Raw genomic sequence first — 24,275 nt, 5'->3', positions numbered from 1 at the left:
TTTCTATACAGATAATATTGTTATTGATTTAAGTTCATATAATGATGGAGACCTAAATTATATTCTAGTAAAAGGACATATCGATCAATTTTATGAAGCAAGAAAATTAAATATGAATTTTGAATTATGGTTAGATAGATTCATTATGAGTCAAGGCTCATTATTTTGGAATTGGTCAATACCAGCAGAGAAATATTATAAAGATAGAGAAATAGCTAGGTAATTCATAGAAGTTGACAACTTCTGATAACACCATATTCACGCATCGGCTACGCCTTGGTCAGCAGAGGAAATTCAGGATGTGATCGCTGTCTGACAACTTGCTGCGCAAGTTCGTGAATAACCTGAACGTTAGACGAAATTAGTGTAAAGTGCAGAAAGGATTGAAAATATTGAATAAACCATTATTTCTTTTCGGCAATGGATTATCCATTGCTCTATCGCCTGATTTCGCATTACGTAATATAACTACTAAATTTATTGAGGATTTGGAATACGAAGAGAAGAGATTTTTAACACAGCTTTGCCATGGAGGAGATGGATTGTCTTTTGATGATTTTGAAGCAAATTTTACTGCTTTGGAGTCTGCATTTGAAAGTCTTAAAAAGTATTCAACATTTATAGATTCACCTGTTGGTCAGACTATGTTAAAAAATTATGAACTTCCAAATCCAGAACTTTCGAGGCATATTGAGATTATCGACAAGATTTACAGAAAATATATTGTTAGAGTATTACGAATTATTCATGGAAATGTACGTCTTGAAGCAATTGAGAGGAAGCTATCAGATTTCTCAAGATTTTTCATTGAAACACTAAATGAGAGCGAAAAAGGTTTTGTTTTTACTCTTAATTATGACCTATTAGTAGAAACTATACTATTAGAGAAGCTAGGGACTCTTCACTTTACAGACTTCTGTTTTCCTTCTCACATATTAAAAGATACGGATATACCTAAGTTTGATTTTAACCCTAGACGCAGTGAAGAATTCTATACAGAAACTCAAAGAAAGATAGAACTTCATCATCTGCATGGATCCTTGTCATTATTTTATGATTTTATCAGAAATCGAGTTATTAAACTAAAGAGTCAGGATATTGGATATGAGGAGATTTACCAGAAGATTTATGCTGAGAATTTACCCTTGTTGCCAGCTATTATTACAGGTGGTGGTAAATCCAATAAGATTGTCCAACACCCTTTTGAGTATTATTATCGAGCCTTAAAAGATATCTGTGATTTTGGTCAGGCCAGCAAATTATTTATAGTGGGGTATAGTTTCAGAGACGATCATATCAATGATTTAATAAAGCGGTGGATGAGTAGTGTGAAAGATTATACTAAAGGATTACTAATAGTTGATTATAAGCAAGAGCCTTCTGCACAAGAAGAATTCAAGAAATTTGTAAGAACACAAATACGAAAGAGACCTCCAATTCCGGACTATTGTTTTGAATTTGGTGGTGTTAATAATATTCATGATATTGAAGGAACTGAATCTAAAGATATTGAGCAACTATTAAGAAATGAATGAAGTAAGTAAATCAAAGAAGACACTAACATCGTCTAACATCATATCCACGCATCGGCCCTGACGGCCCTCGGTCCGCCCGAAGGAGATTGGCAGGGAAGCAGAATCAGGCGGACACATCCGCACCGACTAACCGCATCGCGGCCGCTCCCGTTGGTCGCTTAAGTCGGTGGGACGTCGTGGATACAGGAACGTTATAAGAAATCGGCGCAAAACCTGTAAAATCAAAAATATGAATTCGAATGGAGGAAGAAATATGATAAATCCAATTCAAAACAAGTTTGGGACTATCTTTGTTCATGTCACTGATCTTGAAAGATCGATCAAATGGTATAGTAAACTACTAAACCAAAAAGTACATACTGAAAATCATTCAGGACCTGTGTACACATTTAATATGGGTGATTCACTTCCAGGATTGACTTTAGATAACCATTGTTGGGATGAGGTTTACGAATTCCAACCATCTAATCACCCCATGTTTAATATGAATACTAACGATATTCATGAAGCATACCGATTTGTGAAAGAAGAGTTAAAAGCTAAAATTACGACAGAAATTGAAGAATTCCCTGACTTAGCTGATTTTTGTTTTAGTGATCCAGATGGGAATATTATTATGGCATGTATGTGTAAGTAGTATCAATTCATAAGAAACAACCCAAGTTGAATTATGCTAAAAGGTAGTTAATGTATAATGTAGATATCCCTCATGAACAAAGGAGAACTGAAAATGAAAAAACTCGTTCTATTTCTGCACGCATCGCTTGACGGTTTTGTAGAAGGGCCGAACGGTGAAATGGACATTGGCTGGGTTTCCTACGATGCTGATTTGGAGAAACACGCGAAAGAAATTTTGAGTACTGCCGACACTGTCATTTGGGGACGTGGGACTTATCAGATGATGCACAGTTACTGGCCATCTGTGCCTTCGAACCCATCAGCTTCGCAGCATGAACGGAATCATGCCGAGTGGATCGAAAAGACAGCCAAAATTATTTTTTCCACGACGCTGAAGAAAGTCGAATGGAACAATTCCAGACTGGTGAAAGAAGATGTCGAGGCAGAGATCAAGAACCTCAAACAGCAGCCAGGCAAGGATATGGTCATCCTCGGCAGTCCTAGGTTCGCACACTATCTTATGCAGCTTGATTTAATAGATGAGTATAAAATCACGGTTTCTCCCGTTCTGATCGGCAGCGGGTTGTCGTTATTCCAAGGTCTCAAGGAGAAGATCAATCTTAAACTTATCGAAAACAAGACCTTTGATTCTGGAGCCATAGGTCTCGTTTACCAGACGATAAGATGACCTTGTCACCTAAAGTAGATTACGCTAACGGGTAATGTAGTTCAAGAAAACTGATGAAGATATTTCAAAGAAGACGCTGACATCCTATAACTATGTGTCACGCATCGGGGTTATCGCCCCTCGGTTGTCAGATGCATAATCAAGGAAGAAGCTCAGACAACACACGACCCAGCCTAAGATAGGAGATATCTAAGGCTGGGTCGCGTCGTGAACACGGAACGTTATCGGAAATCGGAGAGAAAGGAATAAAAGAATGAAATATACATTTAGAACCGTTTATCCAAGAGCAAAACTTAATATATTTGCTATGATTTTACTTGAAGGATCTCTGTAACTAGTCTTTCTATTAACCAAGATAATCTATTAAAGTATTTTAAATCGTTTTTAATGGTCTTTGTCTTAGTTTATATAATTGCGATAATTAAACGGATGTTTTTCACGAAACTAAGCATAACTTTGGGGACAGATTTTGTAATATCCTCAAACGGTAAGAAGTATGAATCATCTCGAATTGAATGTATTTATATGAGTTACAAGAGGATTGGATTTAAAGTTCAGGGTAAGCGACTGGTTCCTTTGGATTTGTGTTTTTATTTTGATAAGAGCCAGGAAATAAAAGGATTAGAGAAATTAAATGAATGGGCAGAAGTTAACAAAAAAGATGTGAATAATAGATTTTTCCAATCATTAATGTAGCATATTCACTGGGACCGCCGACATCCGATAACACAGCATTCCTACTGCGGACATTCGCCCTTGATCACCAAGAAGGATTTTCAGGGAGAATATTCAGGCGATACATTCAACCAGCTAAGTCTGACGACCCGGACCTAGGGTCCTTAAGCTGCTTGAACGTCAGAAATGCCAAACGTTATATGAAACTGGTGAAATGTAAATTAAGTTCAAGATCGGAGGAAACTATGAATATTAAGTCTAGTCTCATTTTAGGGATTTCAATAATCATTGGATTTTTACTTTTAGGGTTCATTCAAGGATCTTTTCAAGGCAAAGAAACAATAACAAATGAAAAGGGAAATGAACCTAAAGATAGATATGAATTTGTAAGGGCTAATGATAATAATGTAATAATATTTGATAAACAAACTGGACAATACTGGAGGAAGTTCATTCCTAATTCTGAAGGACCAACTGAATGGACTCAAGAAAACTCACCTATAAAATAAACTAAAAATAAAAATTTTGAAGGTATTTCAAGAGGTCACCAGCATCATATAACATTGCATTCACGCGGCGGGCCAGCAAGCTGTCCCTTGGTCGCCGAGAGGCATTTCGATAATGGAGCGAACTCAGGCGACAACCCTGCGAACCTAACCGCGTCGCGGCCGCCCCGTTGGGGATTAAGGTTCTCTGGTTCTAGATACAAGAACGTTAGCAGAAATTAATGCAACATTTTTCTATAGGGGGGATCCAATGATGCATTCGATTTTTAAGCCTTTAACACAACATGTTAGTTTTACGGGTGAGTTAAAGAAAGATATTCAATTGTTCTTAACATTGAATCAATGTCCTAAAACAGCAAAGCATTGTATAGAAGTTGGAACTGAGTCAAGAAGAATTGCTATGTTGTTTAATGCTAATCAGGCAGCGGCAGAAACCGCAGGTTGGCTACATGATATCAGCGCAGTATTTCCAAATAACGGAAGAATAGAGGTTGCAAGACAATTACAGATTGAGGTTTTTCCTGAAGAAGAGAGATTCCCAATGATTATTCATCAGAAGATATCGAAGGTAATGGCACAAGATATTTTTAATATTCATGATCAAGACGTATTAGATGCTGTTGGCTGTCACACTACTTTAAGATCAAGTTCAACGTTACTTGATCAGGTGTTGTTTGTAGCTGATAAGATATCATGGGATCAAAGTGGGGTCCCGCCCTATATAAATGAACTTAATAGAAATCTAGAGAAATCATTAACACATGGTGCATTTGCTTATATCAATTATTTATGGGAACGGAAAGAAACCTTGAAGGTAATTCATCCGTGGTTAAGAGATGCATATGAAGAGTTGAAAGATAAAGTGCGTTTAGTGTAGTTAACTCGAAGAAGGTATCAACTTCTGCTAACTACGTATATACGCTGCCTTCTATGGCCCTTGATTCGCAAGAAGAGGTAGCCAGAGTAGTGGATTCAGCTCACAACCCTACGAGGCTAGGTCTGTCGGACCCAGTCACTATCGCTCCCTTAAGCCTCTCAGGTTCCAATGTTATAAGACATACCCGAAAACCAATTTTCTTGATTTTAATAATATTGAAGATAATCAGGTAGTAAATTTGTACACGAGGAGATAATACTATGACAAAAAACAAATTACTAAGAATGGACAATGTCGGCATCGTTGTAGAATCCCTTGATGACGCAATCTCTTTCTTCGAGGAGATTGGATTGAACCTTGAAGGGCGAGCCACTGTCGAAGGTGAATGGGCTGGTCGCGTAACCGGACTAGGTTCTCAGTGCGTAGAGATTGCTGTGATGGTTACCCCAGATGGCCACAGCCGACTTGAACTTTCGAGATTTCTCAACCCACCTACTATATCAGATCACCGGACTGCTCCTGTAAACTCCCTCGGTTATCTACGAGTCATGTTTACAGTTCAAGACATTGATGAAATGGTATCCAGACTAACTAAGTATGGTGCTCAGCTCGTTGGCGAAGTGGTTCAGTACGAGGACTCGTATCGGCTCTGCTACATTCGTGGAATCGAAGGACTTCTAATCGGTTTGGCGGAACAACTCGGTAACAAATAAGTATGTAACGGTTTATAAAATCCTTTACCGAAAATACACATTAATAGAGTGGAAATTGAAACAAAAGCAGATTGAAAGTAACTCGAAGAAGTCGGGTGCGTCATATAACAAGATATTCACGCTTCGGGCTGTTCGGTCCTCTGTCCGGGAGAAGTTAGAAGTAAATTCGGAGAAGAATCTTCAGTAGTAGGGAAGCCGAATCAGCTGGACACATCCTATCGATGAAGTACGCTGTTGCGCACCTGGTAGCTTCGCTGCCTTAAGTTGCTGAGACGTCATGAATACAGAAACGTTAGAAGAAATCTCCGGAAAAATAATATAAACCTAAAGGAACATAACATGACATACTACTTGTATCATTATTATGAAATTTGCCCGAAGATAGTCTGAGAAGTAAAATCAGGCATACAACCCTGCACTGGCTAAGTCCGTTGGACCCAGGAGTGAAATTAAAATATTGTTCACAATTCTATGTACGACCTGCTTGATGTCGGATGATATAATTAATTGAGAAGGGTTATCAATGGCTCATCGAAAAATGGAGTCAGTTGTTTATCCAATCTATTAGTTACTGGTCTGAAGTGGAGGATTTTTAAGTAATGAGCAACAAGAAGAAAATCGTGCTTCCTCATGAACATGGGGGATGGGCTATGGTCAGTGTACCTTACTTATTTGGAGTGCTGGCGGGATCACCACGCTGGAGCCACATTCTGTTATTTATAGCATGGTTATTTTTATATCTGGCATCATATCCATTATTACAAGCACTAAAAAGAAAAAAGCAACGCAATCATCTATTGAAATTCTCAGTTATTTACGGGCTGATTGGTTTGGCCGCAATCGTATATCCGCTTATCGTCCAACCGCAATTGTTCTATTTTGGGATTCCGCTCATCATATTATTGAGCCTGAACATATGGCATGTAAAACGTAAATCCGAAAGGGCTATATTCAATGATTTTTGTGCCATTCTTATTTTTTCACTAGGCGGGGCTGCATCCTATTTGTATGGTGACGGAGGATGGAATCTCGAAATGCTGATGATTGTTCTCTATAATCTGATCTATTTCATGGGAACAGCATTCTTTGTTAAGACGGTATTTCGTGAGAAGAACAACCCTGCTTGGAAAAAAGCGAGTCAGATCTATCACATCCTTATTCTTATTGTACCTATTCTATTAGGGCAACCGTGGATGATCTTGCCTTATGTATTCCCGCTGATTCGCACGTTCCTATTCTCTGGAACAACGATGCGTCCGATGAAGGTAGGCATTATGGAGATTATCGGGGCAGTGCAATTTATCATTATTTCTTGGCTCGTCTATTAAAAGAAATCAGAAGATAAAATGAGCCGTAAATGTCGCTCAGAATATAGAGAAACCCTGACCTTTTCGAAAGGATTAGGGTTTCTTCGTGTTTTAGCTTGAAATAGTTTGAGAAAGAAAAATAATAACAGGTTTTTTATGAGATGGGCGAAGAGTTTACAATGATTTAAGAAATACCGGAAGGGCCGATACCATGAGTAATATTCCACAACACTTGCACAAGAAATAATGAAAGTCATTAGGTTCATCATCTTGCCATGAATAGCGAGGATGAATAAAAAACAAGAAGTTCTGGAATTTCTCGTACCGAAATTGGCACCAACCTAACACCAGTAGAAATACAGCCGTCCAGTATATAAGAGGGGTTCCTTGTTTCTCGTGGTATTCCGGGTAAGCTGCTTCAACTAATGAACCAGGGTAGTACAATTCCTCTTCTTTTTCCTCAGCATTGTTCATGAGTCTTGTACCATTGCCATCATAGGCATAAATGGATATGAAAGATACCATCTCACCGTTCTCATCGTAACTGAACATGGTACCGGATTGGTTTATCACTTTGTACTTCTTCCCATTTGGATAACTCACATGGAATATGGGTCCATTTATATCTTCCGATCTGGAAATTGCATAGTCTTCATCATTAATGCGTACAACGGGTGTATCATCTTTAGGGAGTACCTCTATCGGAGGTCCGTTTATTGATTGATAAGTAATAAGGTTGGATTGTTCGTTCGCTTTCGTGTACTTTTCACCGTTTACATAGAAAACAGATTGAGAGAAGTACGAACTCGCAAAGGAGATCAACAGAACACTGATGACCACTAAGACAGCTATGGTCAAAATAGTGGAGAGTTTGAACGGTTTTGAGCCGATCCATTTTTTAATCATGCTTAGGGGAGCTCCTTTCGCGAAGCGGGTCATTTCTCTGATTGAGTACGTAGGGAACGGGAAGGTAGTTTCACTAGTGTTTTACAAAAGAGGATAGGATATAGGAAGAGAAGTAGCACATAAAAATGACATTTAAATATCATGATCTAAGTATATAAGATTATAGTATGATAGGGATAAATAACCAGTTATGTGTAGGGTGTAAGAAGATAGATGCAATTGATTGGATATGAAAGGTTTTGAGTGGGAGACTATACATATTAATAAGTATTCACGAACTTCTTAGTTATATCTTATGATGTGGTTTTTGTGAAGTTCGTGGATAAGACGTTATAGGAAATCAGCGCAAGAAATCAAAACTAATAAATTCATAATTGATTTTATATAACGGAGGCGTTGTTCCAATGAAAAATATTTTTAATCAATTAAATACAAATGAAATTTTAGATCGTATCGATCAATTACGCCCAAATTCACAACCGCGATGGGGTAAAATGGATGTTGCACAAATGCTAGCTCATTGCTCATCTTTTCAGGATATAGCAATGGGAAACTCCACTTCCGCAAGAAGTTGGATAGGGATATTAATAGGAAAGTTTGTGAAACCGATAGTTTATAACGATAAGCCACTTCCTAAGAATATGTCCACGATTCCAACATTAATAATTGTAGATAAAAGAGAATTTGAAATAGAAAAAGAAATACTGAAACAAAAAATAATAATGTTTCAAAGTAATGGTCCTGAAAAATGCACAAAACACCCACATCCTTTTTTCGGTAAACTCACTTCTGAAGAGTGGGGGAAATGCATTTACAAGCACCTGGACCATCATTTAAAACAGTTTGACGTTTAGCTAATAATAATGAAGTTGCAGGTTTTTAAAGAAGGCGATGACATCCTATAACAATATATTCACGCATCGGTCCATTCGGCCCTCGGTCCGGCAGAAGCTGGGGATGATCATTCGGGGAAGTGTTTCTGGCAGGGAAGCTACTTCAGCCGGACACATCGACCCCTATCTGAAAGGGCACGAAGTGCAAGAAAGGATGAAACCATGAATATTCAGGACCTCCCAATTGAGATAATAGAACAAATAGGAAAAGTCCAGAAAATTACTCTTCCCAGGCAAGGTCATACTTCTATCGTGGCTATTTTGGATACGCACGATAAAAAGTACATAATCAAGAAGACAGAAAACGATCTCTACAATCATTGGTTATCAGAAGAATACAAGGTACTTCAATATCTTTACCATACGGGACTACCAGTTCCGAGAGCCTATTCCTATCATGCCCAAAATAAATCAAGATGGCTTTTAATGGATTATATTGAGGGAATAAGTTTGAGAGAATTTCTATCGAAAGAGCCTGATCTCAAAGATAAAGAAAAAGCGATTCTTAACTTTGGACTTTGTTTAAAAAAAATACATGAATGTTCTTGCCCTATTGAATTATTGAAGAATGATAATCCTTGGTTAGATACAATGCTTATGAAAGCAGAATATAATCTAACTCACTTTGCTGTAGACGGATCAGAAGAACTACTTAAACGGTTGAAAGAAGTAAGACCCAAACCAATAGATAACACTTTGATTCATGGCGATTTTACAATAGATAATGTATTAGTTCATGAATGCAATATAGTTGGAGTTATTGATTGGTCAGGAGCTGCATACGGGGATCCAAGATATGATGTAGCCTTAGCAATTAGACCGAAACATAATGCTTTCGATAATGAAAGAGATAAAGAAATATTTTTAAATGCATATGGAAAGTTAAGAATAACGGATGAAGAATATAAGTACTTCGAAGACGGAGTATATAACTTCTTTTAGTATCGATTGGAAGAGTGATCATCTGATAACAACATGTTCTCGCTGCGGGCCTTTACAATTAACCAACTTCGAGCCTAAGTCTGGCGACCCGTCCGCGTTGCTTAGTTAAGCCTCCCGGGTTCGTGAACACAAGAACATTACACGAAACCTCCGAGCTATATAAGAATAAGAATAAAGGTAAACATGATGAATGTTTATCCTGAAGTAAAGGAGGGGTTATATGAAGATAATCCAATTAATCTGTATTATAGGAATAATGCTGCTTTCAGGATGCGATACCTTAAAAAAAGAAACGGTACCTTCATCTACACCATCGACTATGTACTCCGATGTGGAGGGGAAATATTACATTACAGCATTAGGAACCACAGATAAACAAAACCTTGAATTTCAACAAGTGATTGATCAGAACATAAAAATTATAGCTGGGTATTATCAAACCAATACACCAAGTGATGCGGAAATGAAGATGTATGAAATCAAAAATTTACCGAAGTACATTGTTTTCGATACAGAAAAAGAAATCTATGAAACAGATAACTTAAATGAACTAAATCATTTACTTACTACACTGCAAAAATAATACCAAGTCGAATGTTAACTCTGTAGGGGCACTTATGCTAAGTCTTTAGCTAAAGTTTGGAGTAGACCAACTAAGTCGAAGGCATCGGATAACACAGTATTCACGTTGCTTGGCCGTACGGCCCTGAGATTCCCAATAGATAAGAAGCTAGGAAGCGGAAGCAGCTGATCAACACCTGCGAGCCTAAGTCTGTCGGCACGATCGTGTTACTCACTTTAGGCTCTCGTTCGGGAATAACCAAACGTTATCTGAAACCAACGAAATAGTGATAGGAAATCGAAAGGAATGTAAAAAATGAATCTAATCCGCATAGAACCAGTTAATAAAAATAATTGGGAAGAAGCTCTCTCGATATCCTTACCTAAATCACAAGAGAAGTTTGTACCCTCTATTATTGAATCTTTAGCATGGGCTTATATAAAACCGTGGGACGAGGCTTTTGATCCATACATTTTGAGTAAGGAAGATAAAACATTCGGATTTTTCTATCTTTCCTATACACCTAATAGTACGAATAATTTCTGGATTGGTGGTTTTCAAATAGACAAGGAATATCAAGGGATTGGGTTAGGAGCACAATCTCTTCAAAGAATATTAGAATTTATTCAGGAAATGCACAGGCAATGCGAAGAAATCTCTCTAACAATCGAAAAACGTAATGATCATGCTAGAAAGCTTTATGAGAAATTAGGATTTGTCAATCAAGATAAAGAAAACCAAGATGGAGAGATTATTTATAAATTAAAGTTAAAATAAGCCACAAAAAAACTTGTACATGGTTATTCTAAGAGGTCGTTGACATCAGCTAACATTACATTTCTGCATCGTCACTAATGCTCCTCGGTCATCGAGAGGATTCCGTTCGGATGTCAGGAATGCAGAACGGTTTACGGCGCTTATGCGCCTTAAACCACTGAGGGTTCGTGAATACATAAACTTTATACGACAGAACGAAGAATAATAGCAAAGGAGTACTACTTATGACGATTAAAGTGCTGTTAACCAATAAAAACGATGCATATATAATTAAAAACTTATACCCGTTGTATTTGTACGATTTGTCAGAGCATTATGTTAGCTATCCGAATAGCCATGGAATCTATGAAGATAGTGAAGAGTATAAAACTTTGAATGACCAATATGAAGTTCAGAATATTTGGTGGGAAAAGCCGGATTGTTTGTATCCCTATTTAATTCTAGTAGAAGATAAACCAGCGGGGTTTATTCTAATTGCTACACCGCCTCATTGTTCAGCGGGGATTGATTATTTTGTTCATGATTTCTTTTTACTTCGGCCCTATAGAGGCCAGGGAGTAGCTGAGAAAGCGGCTGTTAAAGTGTTGGAACAATACAAAGGGAAGTGGGAGGTGTTTACGAACCCTGCTGAAACCAATATAGTAGGGCAAAAATTTTGGAGGAAGACCATTTCAAATTATAGTAAAGAGAAATATATTGAGATGCATGGAGATACTTTTGACGGGTATAAACTTATTTATCGATTTGATAATACAGAGAAAGAATGAGAGTATTTCAAAGTTCCGTCTGTATCGTCGCTAACGCTCCTCGGTCACCGAGAGGATTTTCGGAATCAATGCAAAAATCAAGGAGGGAAAATTGATGGGTGATGATTTTTTGAAAATAGATTATAGTGACTACTTTTGGCAGGATGATAAAGTAAGACTACGTGCAATACATATAGAAGATTGGAAAGAAGATTATGTTAGTAATTTTGATACCCCTGCGCGTCGTCTTCTAGAATGTTCAACAGAACTGCCACCAACAATTGGGATTCAAGAATAAAGGTCGTTTTATATAGATCGTAGGACAAAAAGCTGTCGATATAATTTCGGCAGCTTTTTTGAATTTTTATGTGCTCTTCGTGAGAGTTAGTCCTCATTCTGTGCGCTTGTCAATGTAGCCCGAAAAGCAGCCGGCGGAACGCCTTTCGCCTGAGTAAACACACGAGTTAAATAATGGACGGATGAGAACCCGGTTCGTTCTGCAATCAGTTTAATGGGATCGTTTGTTTGCTTGAGAAGCAGTTCTGCGGCCCGGATACGTTCGGTACGGACTAAGGAAGAAAATGATTCATGAATGCTGCTTGCAAATAGCCGGGACAATTGCCGTTCCGATACATTCAGAAAATTCGCAACCTCGGGTAATGATAAATGCCCACTCAGGTTATCTCTAATGTAGAGTTTTGCCCGCCTTACAAGCTGTGCCGAGTTTGAGAAGATTGGTGTACTTTCTAAGTTGTTTATTGATCCTAATAGAAATGAGAAGGACTCGAGGAGCGCATGGGCAAGCTTGGGCAGAAGAGATACGGGCAGCGACGTATTTGGTTGTGAGCGCAGCAGCAACGATTTCCATAATAGAATGGAAGGCGATTCGCTGGAATGCTCAATCCATACAGCACCTCGGTTGAGTGCCGAAGTATAGTTCTCGGCCGCTTCTGCTCCAGACGGCTGCTCCAGCGTTTCGAAAGCTACGAACAACAGGTCTAATTGGTCTACGTCTTTGATCTGATGAAACAAGTTGGGTCGCGTACAGATGGTAACGCCCTTATATAAGGGATACTCTATGTCTCCTTCCGTATACACGCCTGTTCCACCATTCACATAACAAACCTCAAAAAAAGAATGTTTATGCATGGAATTGGATGCCAAATGCTGGACGACACCCCAATAATGGATAAGAAAAGAAAGACTTTGACCTTCCAGAAGTCCCACATATCGATTAAGACGGCTCTCGCTTTTGCTCCATTGGTACATATGGATATGTATCTCCTTTGGCATAATTTTGCAAATAGTTGTCTTACCTGTGCAAATACGATCCCTTCTGGCCTATCTATAATTAAACTAGAATTTCATCTTATTATCGAGAGGGTGCATGATTAATGTTATCCGAACAAGATGTGCAATTTTACAAAGAAAACGGTTATATATTGGTCCAAGGGGTCTTTAATCAAAAGGAAGTAGAAGAGATGCGGGAAGCCGTTGATAAGATTATCCAAAGAGCGGCGCGAGCTAAAGCCGATCAGAATCATGCATGGCAAGGCGATTTTTTGGACCCGCAAGAGCTCAAGAAGTTGGTGCTTAAAGGATTCCATGATGTGCATTATCATGATTCCGCTTTCATGCGTGCCGCTATACATCCTCAAATGACAGCGGTATTGAATGGAATCATTGGACCTAACGTTCAGCTGCATCATTCCAAAATGCTGGTGAAGCCGCCAACAAACGGTGCAGCGTTCCCTATGCATCAGGATTATCCGTATTTTCCACATCGCGATCATACCATGCTTGCCGCGAGTATCCATCTTGATGATGCCGACATGGACAACGGTTGCTTATGCGTCATTCCTGGCTCACATCAACAGGGTGTTTTGCCTCATGTAGGCGTACATTATCTCAATCATAAGGAGTATCCGATATCATCGGGGACTCCATGCCCGGCCAAAGCGGGAGATGTATTGTTCTTCAATTACTTGACCATTCACGGTTCGGACGTGAACCGAAGTGAGAGAACACGTAGAAATGTATTATTCCAATACCGGGACGCGTCGGATATTCCTACGGTTGATACTCATTTCGATTGGGGAATGGGCTTAATGATTAGCGGAGAAAATCCGGATTTCAACAATGCAAAGCCGAAGTATGAGATCATAAGTGAAAAATAGCTGGAAGTCGATAAGTTGCTGATCTGAATTGTATCATTATCTGAGGTGTAATATTCCAAGCTCCTTTTGTAGGATAAGAAGACTGCTATTTCAAGCAGTCTTCTTTATTGTTTGTCTTTACGAAGTCCGCTCCAAGACATGAGGCGAATATCAGTTGCGGTTCTCCCACTTGATTGCTTAATGAGACGTGAAAGATGGTGTGATGTTTTGAACCCACAGCTGTGAGCGATTTCGGTTATGGTCAGACCCGTGTTCGTAAGCAGCTCTATCGCTTTATTGACACGGTAATTCCAAAGGTAGTGAATCGGAGGATACCCCTCGGACTGTTTGAATAATCGAACTAAGTGTTCTGGAGAAACGCCTGCCTGAACAGATAAATTCGTTAAGGATATTTCTTCTGAATAATGCTTTTGAATCCAGGAGAGCGTTGAGTATACTGCCGGATGTTTTTCCAGTTGTCGATTGGCCGTTAGTGTTTGGGTGGGATATAAATGAATGGCAGTCATGCCAAGACTGAGAAGTACGGGATCGACAGGCAGGGCATCACGTTGAATATTCAGCATCAGATCGATCAACCGATTGATGTCCTCTGTCAGTGGAAGGAGCTCCGGAAGCTTATATAGTCGTTCTTGTAGATCAGAATCAAGGTGATGTACGTGCACTGCAATCCATCGATGCCATGTTTCCTCTGTTTTCGAGAATACAAATGTCTCTTCATGACCGGGCTTTAAGAGTAGTACGTTGCCAGGTTCCACATGCAGCTCGCGATCGTCTATCATTACATTCATTTCTCCTGTATACAGCATCACCAGTTGAATATCCTGCTGGATGCGAGGACCAAAGCGCCCGCCTGGAGGATATACGACAGATCCTGCCCACGCGGATTTCACCACTTCAAAAGGGAAGAGCAATGGTATGGAAATCGGATTCACCTCCTAGTAGTCATTATTTTACAGGATATATAGCGAATATCAATATTAGATACATTCGTGTGAATTGCAGATATTGTTCAACTTTGGGTAGCAAGGTATTCTAGTGGGGACTCAAAAGAAATGGATATAAAGGAGAAATGATGATGAATATGACATATACTCCACCGGCGGCCCCACTGAATGAAGAGCAAATCCATTTTTTTAGGGAGAATGGTTATTTCTTATGGAAGAAAGGGATGAGCAGCGATATCATAGATGCCTTTAACAGACACATCTTTGATATCCGCAATCAAGAGCCAATGCCAGATTGGGCGGCTTGCGATGAATCGAAAAAGTACACTCTGCGACTGTTTAATCCTCACAAGCACGACAGCTTTTCCCGGCAAATCATGAAACATTCGCTTGTCAGAGGGGCGCTCGCACAATTAATGGGAAGAGAGGCCGTTTGCGTTCAAAGCATGTATTTCTATAAAGAACCCGGTTCACCAGGTCAAGCATCACATCAAGATTATTATTATATTAAAAATGATCCGATGACGATGATTGCAGCTTGGACTGCAATGGAAGAATCCGTTGACGAAGAGAATGGTTGTCTGTGGGTGATACCAGGTACGCATAAGCTAGGTCTCTTGCCTCACGGAGCCGTGAAAAACGTGGAGGAACACGAACATTGGACCGAGGAAACAGAAGGAATTGATATAAGTAGTCAGATTCCTGTCATTATGGAAAAAGGGGATATTTTATTCTTCAGTGAACTATTGATTCATTCGTCGAACAAGAACCGAAGCGAGAAAAGGTGGCGCCGATCTTATGTGTGCCACTATATCCGAGAAGACTCGAATGTGCTCCATAGGGAAGATCTTCGCCAGAAGTATTTGTTATATTAGACCTTGCTGATCCTGAGGTCAAGCAAGCTTTCATCAATCGCTACTTGAATTTATAAATCAAAAGCGCATAACACAAACATCAATGATCTGATTCCTCTTCCCCTGCATGCCGGAACTCTCGCGGTGATTTGCCATTTAATTGACGGAATAGTTTTGAAAAGTAATGCACGGAGGAGAACCCATGCTTCTCTGCAATATCCGTGACACTAATATCTGAATTGCGCAGATCATCTCTTGCTCGATTGATCCGGAATTGGTTGATGTACTGTGTAGGCGGTAAGCCGGTTGCCTTCTTGAACAGCTCGAAGAAATAACCGCGACTGATGCGCAGCTCGGTGTAATAAGCCTCAAGTGGCTGCAATCTACCATGTATCAGATCCTGGTCAAGCTGCTCTAACAGCTTACGGATTCGGTGATCCAGCACATGGTCATCTTTCAAGACGAACGGAAGAAAGAATTCAATGAATTGGAAAAAGTGACTTTGGCGTTTGAGGTTACGCATATAGGTGCGTTCATTCACGAGATGGTTCTCGGTATAAAATTTTTCGAAGAAATCAATCCATACATGCAGCTTTTCGACCTTCATATGCTCGGGAATAGCATAAGGAAACGTCGCATCTAGCAGGCCCGGAATCAATTGGGCGAAGTCGTGACAGATGACAGATGGGTCATTGAAATAGGCCCTGCGATCTCGATAAACCCAGTCAAAATAACAGCAGATATGAACCATTGGATCTTGACTATCGGCAATCCAGTCATGCGGCTGCCCTGCTGGAATATATACAAGGGAACCTGGAGTCGTATGATAGATGCGCCCAGGGGTGCGAAGTATACCTTTACCCTCTGAGATTAAATAGAGCGATGAGGAATAACAATGTCGATTCGTACTCGCTTGACCTTTGGAAAAAGAATATCGGGTAGCATAATTCACATAGGGATGAAAAGAAGAAAAATCCATGGTTCTATACCACTTCCTTTAGTGATATTTGTCATATTGCATGACGATTGTACAAAACACGGACGTTTATGTAAATACATCATGTTCCGATAATTGTTACAATAAACCCGTATTTAAACGAAGGCAAAGGAGTGATTGATAATGATCGATAGCAATTATTTGTTGACGGATGAACAAATGATGGATTTTATAGCGAAGGGCTATGTTGTGCTTCAGAATGACTTACCGGAGGAGCTTCATACGAGCGTAATGGATAAGATCTATCATGTGCTGCATGAGGAGGGAAATCCCGGGAATAACATTTTGCCTCGGGTACCTGAAATTCAGAAATTCTTCGAAACACCGGTCGTAAAAGGGGCTCTAACGAGTATTCTTGGCCCGGATCACTATATGCATCCGCATCGGCATTGTCATTACAACCAACCGGGTAATCAATCGCCTGGCGGTGGGGAATGGCATAAGGACGGCTACTGGTCCTCGATGCGAAGCCACCGGCCATGGTGGGCTATGATTTTATATTACACACAAGACATTACAGAGGATTTAGGCCCGACAGCGGTTATGCCGGGTACACAATATTACGAGAAATTTATTGGTGACCGAGGTGAAACGCTACTCCCTACCGGTAAAGCGGGAACGATGGTACTTATCCATTTCGATCTATGGCATAAAGCTTCATATAACATAACGAATCTAGATCGATACATGTTAAAATTCCAGTTCGTGCGTCTGCGGGCCCCAGAATATCCGGCCTGGAATCATCAGAGAGTAGAGATGATCGTGCCGGAGGGAACACCTTGTGTGCATCTGAATTTATGGAAGGATAATTGGGACTGGCTGCGGGGAGAGCGTACATCAAGTAAAGCTCACACTTCTGCAAGTGAGGCTGAGCTCGTGCAATTGGCGCAAGACCTAGAATCCAGTGAGGATACCGTTCGGGCGAAAGCAGCCGATGAGCTAGGACTGTTAGGGGAAGCGGGAGCTGCTCTAGTGAATGAGCTGGGTGGCCTGCTGAATGATGTGGAGATGGTAGCGTTAAACGCAGCTTATGCACTTGGGCATATGGGACCTGCAGGGATTAATGTATTAGTTAATCAAATCACTGAAGGTACAACACAGGTGGCGGTAAGAGCTTCATACGGTCTACAGGGTGCAGGCGTTGAAGCGATCCCGGGGCTTGTGAAGCTATTGAAGGAACATCCGAAAGAGAAACGTAGAGCGCTGGCAGCATTCGTGCTGGGTATGATCGGACCACTGGCAAGTGAGGCTATACCAGCGTTGATCGCATCCTTGAAGGACGAGAGTTCATGGGTTCGCCGTAATGCAATCGAAGCGATGGGTATGATTGGGAACGCTGGGGGAGAGGTATGTCCGGCGTTGTCCAAAGCGCTCGAAGAGTCACTTCGTATCGAGGCATACGATATTGAAGCATTAAATGACATAAGCAATCAAGGCCATATCTTGAATAAAATCGGTTATACAGCCGCATTGTCGCTGCTCCGTACGAGCAGGGATGGAGATGCTCAATCTATCATTCGTACCTTGGAACCGGCCTTACATAGTAAGGATCGATATGTAAGAGCCTATGCATTCGAAACGCTGACGCATCTGCGGACAGATGAAGCGGTGGACGTCTTAATCCGGTATTACCGTACCTCAAGATGGTGTCCAGATACGAGCAAAGCGAGTACTTTTTAGAAACTAGAGGACGGAACGATTTCGAAAAAGTGTTAGCGCTCCGCATTGGTCTTCGAATTTCAACTTCTAAGCAGATTCATCGAGAAATACAGAAGGGGATGCCCTAGCCATTCTTATGGCTTTTGGGACATCCCCTTTATTAAATTTCATTACTCATGCAAGAGTGCTTTGCCTTTCTCAGCGTAGCTTTGGTCACCGACTGTTTCAACGGTAAATTTACCGTTTTTCCATTCCACAATCGTAACACTAGAGTTAGGTAATGGCTTTAATTCCAATGTAGGGTCCAACTTCAAAATATAATTCATGATTGTTATACCATGTGATACAACAAGGACGTTGCCGCCATTTTCTTCGTTTTCTTTAATAATCTGATCAATCGCAGCCTTCGTACGATCGTATAGTTCATGATAGTTCTCTCCACCGACAGGACTCTTGAAGTTTTTGAAATCAAAGAAGTTAGGTGCTTCCTTCTCTACGATTTTATTACTTTTGCCTTCCCACGTTCCAAAATTCATTTCCTTGAGACCTTTATTCAAATGAACAGGAATATTTCTGCCTTGAAGGATATAATCTGCTGTATCCATAGATCGCTCGCTTGTACTGCTGTATGCCGCCGCAAAAGGAATATCTTTCATGCCAGCACCAAGGTATTTGGCAACTTCAATGCCTTCCTTAGTAAGTGGAGAATCAGACCAGCCTTGCATAAGGTTTTGTGTGTTAAATAAGGTCTCGCCATGACGAACAAGGTATAAGCGGACTTTCTTCTCCCCTTTTTGCGCATAGCTTTGATCGCCAACTTTTAATACCTTGAATTTGCCATCTTTCCACTGAATCGTCGTAACACTGGAGTTGGGTAGTCCACCCTTGCTCATGTCGAAGCTATTTGGATCAAGAGCGAGTGCTAGATAGAGAATTGCAGCACCATGGGAAACGACTAGGACATTACCTTCCTTGTTTTTGTTTTCTTCTGCGTAACGAGCTAAAGCATCTTTCATCCGGTCAATAACCTCTGCTGTGCTCTCTCCACCGACAGGCTTGAAAACATTAGGATTGCTTAATATATCAGGATGCTTCTTGAAAATATCTTTGGTAAATTCGCCCTCATAGGTTCCAAAATTAATCTCTTTAATGGCTTTATCATAGGAGAGCGGAATGTTTCTACCTTTCAAAATCAGGTTTGCTGTATCAACAGCACGTTCGCTTGTACTCGTGTAAGCGGCCATGAATGGAATATCCTTGAGCCCTCTGCCTAGATTCTCGGCTACTTCAATTCCTTTCTCCGTTAGAGGAGAGTCGGAGAACCCTTGCATCCGTTCTTGTACATTGAATATCGTTTCTCCATGTCGTACCAGATAGAAAGTAATCCCTTGATCTTCCTTTTTAACGGTATTATCTGCACTTGCACCAACACTGCCTGCACTAAATGAACTTAGAACGAAGAGAGCCATCAAGACAGAAAATAACTTAAAAATACTCTTGCGCATATACAATCCCCTTTACTATAGTATATGAAAGCGTTAACATACATTATTATATCGAGAAGCTCATATTCAAAATATCCATTTATTAAGCAAAATTAAGGCTTATTTTCTTGTGTTTTGTTTGAATGTGAGATGTACTGATATATCCAAATTAAAAAAAGCTATTATATAAAAATAAATTTGCAGAGTATAAGAAACGAATGATAAGGGGCGAACGGCTTTGGATTACATTTATGAAAGCATTCAAATGAACAGTGATCTGCCAATTAATATATTTCTTCATAATGCGCAATTTGTGGAGGATCACTGGCATGACAGCATTGAGTTATTGTTCGTTCTCAAAGGGAAAGTCGATGTCTATATTGAAAAGAAAAAATGTACCCTACAAGAAGAGGATGTCTTGATTATCAACAGCAATGAAATACATTCCATACAATCGCAAGAGAATAATTTGTTGCTTGCCTTGCAGATTCCCATTTCATTCATTAAAATGCACTTTGCAGATATTGAACAAGTTAGGTTCCTATGCAAATCCTTTCTATATGGACGGGAAGAACAAGAGAAATTCAATGAAATTCGCTCTTTACTAGCGGAAATGATGTGGGTACATAACAAAGAAAATTACAGCTATGAGCTTAAAATAAAGTCGTTACTATTCCAGCTTATTTACGTTCTGCTTTGGAAATTCAGAGAGAGTCGCGAAGATACGAGCAGTCGAATAGGTTCCAAGTACACAGCGCGTTTGCTAAGTATTGTGAATTACATCCAAGATAACTATATGAAGTCACTGAGCTTGATCGATATTGCGGAGAAGGAACATTTATCGGTGCCGTATTTGTCTAGTTTTTTTCAAAAAAGTATGGGGAAGTCCTTTAGTCAGTATGTCAATCAGCTTCGATTGAAGCATGCGGTCAGAGATATTACTTACACAGATCATTCCATTACTCAGATTGCTATGGACCATGGATTTCCGAGTTTAAAGTCATTTCACAAGGTATTTAAGGAATTTTATTTAATAACACCGATTCAATACCGTAAGGGTTTGCAAAGGCATGAGGAGCATGAGAACCTGCCTTCAAATGATTATGCTACTTACTTGGATTTTGATCGTGAGAATGCGTATGAAGCTTTGTTCAAGTATTTGCCTTCCCCTGATGATCAAACAGCCGATAAGACGCTTGATAAAGGTGTAGTCACAAAAGAAATTAGGGTGCAGCTTTCCGGTAAGAGTAAGGCGATTAAGCCTTATTGGCGAAAAATATGTACGATAAGCAAGGCGAAGGAAATTCTACAGAGTGAAGTGCAATCGCATTTAAAGTTGATTCAGGAAAAGGCCCAGTTTAGCCATATCCGGTTTCATGGGATATTTGATGATGAGATGATGGTCTATCGTGAGGATGCTCAAGGCAATCCGATATTTAATTTTCTCTATGTCGGACAATTGATAGATTTCATACGAAGCATTGGACTTCGCCCTTATATTGAGTTTGGGTTTATGCCAAAAGATTTAGCGAGTAGTGAGATTTCTTTCTTCTATAAGAAGAGTAATCTGAGCAAGCCGAAGGATCTAGGGAAGTGGAGAATACTCGTCGAGCAATGGCTGTTGTTCTGCAAAAATCGATATGGCGAAGAAGAGATGAAGCTTTGGTATTTTGCTTGCTGGAATGAACCTGATATACCAATTTTTTGGCCGGATACGTTCGAGGATTATGGCGAAATTTATAAGCAGACGTATCAGGCTGTTAAAGCGAGCTGCCCTAAATTCCACATGGGGGGGCCAGATCTATTCTCGGAAACGCTATATCAAGAGCCTTGGTTAGATCAATATTTAGATTTTTGTATCACAAATGACTGTATTCCCGACTTTATCTCGTTTCACAGTTATCCAGTACGAGTTATTGAGCAGCCATTAGTAGATAAACCAATAACTTGGGTACATTTAAGTAACGATAATTATTTGAATGAAACGATTCATTTGTTAAAAGATAAACTGAAAGCTAAGCTCTCGAAACTGCCAGATATTCATGTAACGGAATGGAATTCAACACCATTTCATCGCGATTTGACGAACGATACCTGCTATAAAGCAGCTTATATTGTGAAGAATGTGCTAGAGAACCTAGATGAGGTGCAAAGCTTAGCATACTGGTCCTTGACGGACTTACTGGAGGAGCTGCCGCCAGTAGAGGAACCCTTTCATGGTGGATTGGGTTTAATAACGAGCAATGGAATCCAAAAGCCAGGTTATTATGCTTATGAGTTGTTAGGCAAGCTCGGTGATCGCCTGCTGGAGCTTGGCGATGGATATTGTCTCACACAATCGTCGCAAGGTTATCAAGTGATCGTCTACCATTACTGTCATTTTGATCGATTGTATTGTATGCATGATTCACTAGGAATTGACGCCTTGAATCGATATCATGTCTTCAGAGACACGAATAATTTAGTGATGAGTTTTGCGATCCAAGGAATACCAAGTGGGATGTACAAGCTTCGTCAAACTACGATAAATCGGGATCACGGCAGTGCCTATGATACATGGCTTGAGATGGGTGCTCCAAATTCACTTAATGCAGATGAGGTAACCTATTTAAATCGTAAGGCCGTACCAAATCAAGTGCGGAAAACGATTGATATCCAAAATTCGTTCGATTTTAAATGTGAATTAAACCCTCATGAAGTTCGATTATATGAACTATGGCCTATCTATGAAGCGTAGTATTTTTAAATGTAATTTAATAGGTCTAAATAACAACTTTATTAGTCATTGACACTCAAAAACGCCTTTCTCTTCATTGATAAGAGAAAGGCGTTTTTTATGATTTTTTTGAAAGCGCTCAATTTAATAAAGATAAAAATCATGAAATTTGGTCTATTTTTGAATAAGAAACGGAAAGTTGAAAGAAAAAAATGGGTTTATAATCAAAATGTAAGGGGTTACATTACGGATCGTCGATTCTTCCTTACTAGGTTATTCACAGGGGGTATATGTATGGATAAACAAGTTTCATGGAAAGAAAGAATTAGTTATGGTCTAGGGGATACAGCTTCTAATCTTATTTTCCAGACAGTCACCTTGTATTTAATGTTTTACTACACGGATGTATATGGACTGAATGTCGCAGCAGTAGGAACGTTATTCCTCCTAGCGAGAATTATTGATGCGTTCGACGGACCGATATTTGGAATTTTGATTGATCGTACGACTTCGAAATATGGGAAATCCAGACCATGGTTCCTTTGGTTATCGATTCCGTTCGCGGCAATTGCAATTCTTGCGTTCTTGTCGCCGGATTTCGGGGATACAGGAAAATTGGCTTACGCATATATTACCTATATTCTACTGAATGTATTATACGCAGGTATTAACTTGCCGCTCACTTCGATTTTGCCAAGTATGTCAAGTGATTCACAGGAAAGAACGGTAGTATCATCAGTTCGTATGATTCTGGCGCAAGTAGGGGCTATTTTCGTTAGTATTGCGACACTACCTCTTGTTGATGCGTTAGGAAAAGGCAATCAAAAACAAGGTTTTTTGTTAACGATGATAATCTATTCTATTGTAGCGGTCGTATTTTTCCTGATTACATTTAAAAATGTAAGGGAACGTGTTCAAGTTGACGGCAATCGTCCAGTTCCTTTTAAGGAAGGAGTAAAGGCAATTAAAGGGAACACACCTTGGTGGATCCTTTTAGTTACTGGCCTGTTCGTATTTATCTCAGCTACAGCTAAGGGGCCTGCTACTCTTTATTATTTTAAATATAACCTAGGTCGAGAAGACTTAATTCCGCTTGTTAATGGCCTTCAGATTATCATGTTGCTTGCGATTATACTAGTTCCTTTTTTTAGTAAAAAATTAGGTAAACGTAATGCGGTCTTTACGGGTATGATCATTGGTACTGTGGGGCAGGGCATTATCTATCTAGGTGCACAGATGACATCTGTTCCTGTTGCATTAACGGGTATTGTAATCAGTAATTTTGGTGGGGGCTTTGCATTTGGTCTTCTGTTCGCGATGATTGCTGACACGATTGATTATGGAGAATGGAAATCAGGTGTAAGGGCACCGGGCTTACTATCAGCAGCAAGCAGTTTTGGTGCTAAGTTCGGAATGGGGCTCGGAGGAGCGATTGCAGCTTGGGTTCTAGCGTTAGGGAAATATGTACCGAATCAAGCGCAAGAACCATCAGCTTTGCTAGCAATTGAATTCAATTTTGTATGGTTACCACTAATTTCAAATGTCATTGTTATTCTATTATTCATATTTTATAAGCTAGATAAAGATGAGCCCCAAATGATTAGTGACTTGAATACTCGTAGAGGTACAACAGGGATTGGTGCCTAATATAGCAATAATCTTTGATTTAATAAAACCTAAGGAATCTAATAGAGGAGAT

At 39.8% G+C, this 24,275-nt stretch carries 23 protein-coding genes and 1 pseudogene; 19 read left to right on the top strand and 5 right to left on the bottom strand.

What is annotated here, in order from left to right; translation table 11 throughout:
* The 8 genes and pseudogenes from KFT32_RS18340 to KFT32_RS18305 all read left to right on the top strand — a co-directional run.
* Positions 1-223: pseudogene (locus KFT32_RS18340) on the top strand (SMI1/KNR4 family protein); the annotation flags it as partial.
* A gap of 169 nt (positions 224-392) precedes the next feature.
* Positions 393-1,535, top strand: coding sequence for an SIR2 family protein (locus KFT32_RS18335; protein ID WP_211748692.1), 1,143 nt, complete (start codon positions 393-395; stop codon positions 1,533-1,535).
* A 253-nt stretch (positions 1,536-1,788) separates the two neighbouring features.
* Complete coding sequence (locus tag KFT32_RS27280) at positions 1,789-2,172, top strand: VOC family protein (RefSeq protein ID WP_249435970.1); 384 nt, start codon at positions 1,789-1,791, stop codon at positions 2,170-2,172.
* 93 nt (positions 2,173-2,265) lie between these two features.
* The gene (locus tag KFT32_RS18325) at positions 2,266-2,841 is read left to right on the top strand and encodes a dihydrofolate reductase family protein (protein WP_211748691.1); all 576 of its coding nucleotides are present in this window, start codon (positions 2,266-2,268) and stop codon (positions 2,839-2,841) included.
* A gap of 920 nt (positions 2,842-3,761) precedes the next feature.
* Entirely contained in the window at positions 3,762-4,025 is a 264-nt protein-coding gene (locus KFT32_RS18320; protein WP_211748690.1) for a hypothetical protein, read from the top strand.
* 250 nt (positions 4,026-4,275) lie between these two features.
* Entirely contained in the window at positions 4,276-4,899 is a 624-nt protein-coding gene (gene yqeK, locus KFT32_RS18315; protein ID WP_211748700.1) for a bis(5'-nucleosyl)-tetraphosphatase (symmetrical) YqeK, read from the top strand.
* Between the two features lie 260 nt (positions 4,900-5,159).
* Positions 5,160-5,612, top strand: a complete 453-nt coding sequence (locus tag KFT32_RS18310; RefSeq protein ID WP_211748689.1) for a VOC family protein — start codon at positions 5,160-5,162, stop codon at positions 5,610-5,612.
* Between the two features lie 599 nt (positions 5,613-6,211).
* Positions 6,212-6,940, top strand: a complete 729-nt coding sequence (locus KFT32_RS18305; RefSeq protein WP_211748688.1) for a YwiC-like family protein — start codon at positions 6,212-6,214, stop codon at positions 6,938-6,940.
* Between the two features lie 153 nt (positions 6,941-7,093).
* On the opposite strand, the gene KFT32_RS18300 is transcribed toward KFT32_RS18305, so the two are convergent.
* A complete protein-coding gene (locus KFT32_RS18300; RefSeq protein ID WP_211748687.1) occupies positions 7,094-7,825 on the bottom strand; it encodes a hypothetical protein in 732 nt (243 codons plus the stop codon).
* A gap of 404 nt (positions 7,826-8,229) precedes the next feature.
* Here KFT32_RS18300 and KFT32_RS18295 point away from each other — a divergent pair, with 404 nt between their 5' ends.
* The 6 genes from KFT32_RS18295 to KFT32_RS18270 all read left to right on the top strand — a co-directional run bounded on the left by KFT32_RS18295 (position 8,230) and on the right by KFT32_RS18270 (position 12,043).
* A complete protein-coding gene (locus KFT32_RS18295; protein ID WP_211748686.1) occupies positions 8,230-8,679 on the top strand; it encodes a DUF1569 domain-containing protein in 450 nt (149 codons plus the stop codon).
* Positions 8,680-8,880: 201 nt separating this feature from the next.
* Complete coding sequence (locus KFT32_RS18290; RefSeq protein ID WP_211748685.1) at positions 8,881-9,660, top strand: phosphotransferase family protein; 780 nt, start codon at positions 8,881-8,883, stop codon at positions 9,658-9,660.
* A 220-nt stretch (positions 9,661-9,880) separates the two neighbouring features.
* Positions 9,881-10,243, top strand: coding sequence for a hypothetical protein (locus KFT32_RS18285; protein WP_211748684.1), 363 nt, complete (start codon positions 9,881-9,883; stop codon positions 10,241-10,243).
* A 294-nt stretch (positions 10,244-10,537) separates the two neighbouring features.
* Complete coding sequence (locus KFT32_RS18280; protein ID WP_211748683.1) at positions 10,538-10,999, top strand: GNAT family N-acetyltransferase; 462 nt, start codon at positions 10,538-10,540, stop codon at positions 10,997-10,999.
* Between the two features lie 224 nt (positions 11,000-11,223).
* Positions 11,224-11,766, top strand: coding sequence for a GNAT family N-acetyltransferase (locus KFT32_RS18275; RefSeq protein ID WP_211748682.1), 543 nt, complete (start codon positions 11,224-11,226; stop codon positions 11,764-11,766).
* Between the two features lie 94 nt (positions 11,767-11,860).
* Positions 11,861-12,043, top strand: a complete 183-nt coding sequence (locus KFT32_RS18270) for a hypothetical protein (RefSeq protein ID WP_211748681.1) — start codon at positions 11,861-11,863, stop codon at positions 12,041-12,043.
* 86 nt (positions 12,044-12,129) lie between these two features.
* Here the strand turns inward: KFT32_RS18270 and KFT32_RS18265 are convergent, their stop codons facing one another.
* Entirely contained in the window at positions 12,130-13,014 is an 885-nt protein-coding gene (locus KFT32_RS18265) for a helix-turn-helix domain-containing protein (protein WP_211748680.1), read from the bottom strand.
* A gap of 125 nt (positions 13,015-13,139) precedes the next feature.
* Here KFT32_RS18265 and KFT32_RS18260 point away from each other — a divergent pair, with 125 nt between their 5' ends.
* Entirely contained in the window at positions 13,140-13,922 is a 783-nt protein-coding gene (locus tag KFT32_RS18260; RefSeq protein WP_211748679.1) for a phytanoyl-CoA dioxygenase family protein, read from the top strand.
* Between the two features lie 104 nt (positions 13,923-14,026).
* Here the strand turns inward: KFT32_RS18260 and KFT32_RS18255 are convergent, their stop codons facing one another.
* Entirely contained in the window at positions 14,027-14,854 is an 828-nt protein-coding gene (locus KFT32_RS18255; protein WP_211748678.1) for an AraC family transcriptional regulator, read from the bottom strand.
* 149 nt (positions 14,855-15,003) lie between these two features.
* Here KFT32_RS18255 and KFT32_RS18250 point away from each other — a divergent pair, with 149 nt between their 5' ends.
* Positions 15,004-15,741 (top strand): phytanoyl-CoA dioxygenase family protein, encoded by a 738-nt coding sequence (locus KFT32_RS18250; protein WP_249435969.1) that lies wholly within the window; start codon positions 15,004-15,006, stop codon positions 15,739-15,741.
* A gap of 79 nt (positions 15,742-15,820) precedes the next feature.
* On the opposite strand, the gene KFT32_RS18245 is transcribed toward KFT32_RS18250, so the two are convergent.
* The gene (locus tag KFT32_RS18245; protein WP_211748676.1) at positions 15,821-16,699 is read right to left on the bottom strand and encodes a helix-turn-helix transcriptional regulator; all 879 of its coding nucleotides are present in this window, start codon (positions 16,697-16,699) and stop codon (positions 15,821-15,823) included.
* A gap of 141 nt (positions 16,700-16,840) precedes the next feature.
* Here KFT32_RS18245 and KFT32_RS18240 point away from each other — a divergent pair, with 141 nt between their 5' ends.
* On the top strand, positions 16,841-18,397 hold the full coding sequence (locus tag KFT32_RS18240; RefSeq protein WP_211748675.1) for a HEAT repeat domain-containing protein: 1,557 nt from the start codon (positions 16,841-16,843) through the stop codon (positions 18,395-18,397).
* Between the two features lie 149 nt (positions 18,398-18,546).
* Here KFT32_RS18240 and KFT32_RS18235 read toward each other — a convergent pair whose 3' ends face one another.
* Positions 18,547-19,881, bottom strand: coding sequence for a histidine phosphatase family protein (locus KFT32_RS18235; protein ID WP_211748674.1), 1,335 nt, complete (start codon positions 19,879-19,881; stop codon positions 18,547-18,549).
* Between the two features lie 217 nt (positions 19,882-20,098).
* On the opposite strand from KFT32_RS18235, the gene KFT32_RS18230 reads away from it, so the two are divergent.
* Both KFT32_RS18230 and KFT32_RS18225 read left to right on the top strand, forming a co-directional pair.
* Positions 20,099-22,597 carry a GH39 family glycosyl hydrolase gene (locus tag KFT32_RS18230; protein ID WP_211748673.1) on the top strand — a complete coding sequence of 833 codons (2,499 nt, stop codon included), beginning with the start codon at positions 20,099-20,101 and terminating at the stop codon, positions 22,595-22,597.
* 273 nt (positions 22,598-22,870) lie between these two features.
* Complete coding sequence (locus KFT32_RS18225; protein WP_211748672.1) at positions 22,871-24,223, top strand: glycoside-pentoside-hexuronide (GPH):cation symporter; 1,353 nt, start codon at positions 22,871-22,873, stop codon at positions 24,221-24,223.
* The last annotated feature ends 52 nt before the right edge of the window (positions 24,224-24,275 follow it).

It is taken from the genome of Paenibacillus sp. Marseille-Q4541 (assembly GCF_018310695.1).
GTDB lineage: Bacteria > Bacillota > Bacilli > Paenibacillales > Paenibacillaceae > Paenibacillus.
The sequence above is the reverse complement of the archived record's forward strand: the minus strand, read 5'-3'. Positions and strand labels throughout refer to the sequence as shown.

Coding starts and splice junctions, on each gene's coding strand:
- KFT32_RS18250 (WP_249435969.1), top strand. CDS start 15,004: ATGACATATACTCCACCGGCGGCCCCACTGAATGAAGAGCAAATCCAT.
- KFT32_RS27280 (WP_249435970.1), top strand. CDS start 1,789: ATGATAAATCCAATTCAAAACAAGTTTGGGACTATCTTTGTTCATGTC.
- KFT32_RS18310 (WP_211748689.1), top strand. CDS start 5,160: ATGACAAAAAACAAATTACTAAGAATGGACAATGTCGGCATCGTTGTA.
- KFT32_RS18225 (WP_211748672.1), top strand. CDS start 22,871: ATGGATAAACAAGTTTCATGGAAAGAAAGAATTAGTTATGGTCTAGGG.
- KFT32_RS18300 (WP_211748687.1), bottom strand. CDS start 7,825: ATGATTAAAAAATGGATCGGCTCAAAACCGTTCAAACTCTCCACTATT.
- KFT32_RS18295 (WP_211748686.1), top strand. CDS start 8,230: ATGAAAAATATTTTTAATCAATTAAATACAAATGAAATTTTAGATCGT.
- KFT32_RS18320 (WP_211748690.1), top strand. CDS start 3,762: ATGAATATTAAGTCTAGTCTCATTTTAGGGATTTCAATAATCATTGGA.
- KFT32_RS18275 (WP_211748682.1), top strand. CDS start 11,224: ATGACGATTAAAGTGCTGTTAACCAATAAAAACGATGCATATATAATT.
- KFT32_RS18280 (WP_211748683.1), top strand. CDS start 10,538: ATGAATCTAATCCGCATAGAACCAGTTAATAAAAATAATTGGGAAGAA.
- KFT32_RS18290 (WP_211748685.1), top strand. CDS start 8,881: ATGAATATTCAGGACCTCCCAATTGAGATAATAGAACAAATAGGAAAA.
- KFT32_RS18305 (WP_211748688.1), top strand. CDS start 6,212: ATGAGCAACAAGAAGAAAATCGTGCTTCCTCATGAACATGGGGGATGG.
- KFT32_RS18325 (WP_211748691.1), top strand. CDS start 2,266: ATGAAAAAACTCGTTCTATTTCTGCACGCATCGCTTGACGGTTTTGTA.
- KFT32_RS18245 (WP_211748676.1), bottom strand. CDS start 16,699: ATGGATTTTTCTTCTTTTCATCCCTATGTGAATTATGCTACCCGATAT.
- KFT32_RS18260 (WP_211748679.1), top strand. CDS start 13,140: ATGTTATCCGAACAAGATGTGCAATTTTACAAAGAAAACGGTTATATA.
- KFT32_RS18270 (WP_211748681.1), top strand. CDS start 11,861: ATGGGTGATGATTTTTTGAAAATAGATTATAGTGACTACTTTTGGCAG.
- yqeK (WP_211748700.1), top strand. CDS start 4,276: ATGCATTCGATTTTTAAGCCTTTAACACAACATGTTAGTTTTACGGGT.
- KFT32_RS18235 (WP_211748674.1), bottom strand. CDS start 19,881: ATGCGCAAGAGTATTTTTAAGTTATTTTCTGTCTTGATGGCTCTCTTC.
- KFT32_RS18285 (WP_211748684.1), top strand. CDS start 9,881: ATGAAGATAATCCAATTAATCTGTATTATAGGAATAATGCTGCTTTCA.
- KFT32_RS18265 (WP_211748680.1), bottom strand. CDS start 13,014: ATGTACCAATGGAGCAAAAGCGAGAGCCGTCTTAATCGATATGTGGGA.
- KFT32_RS18240 (WP_211748675.1), top strand. CDS start 16,841: ATGATCGATAGCAATTATTTGTTGACGGATGAACAAATGATGGATTTT.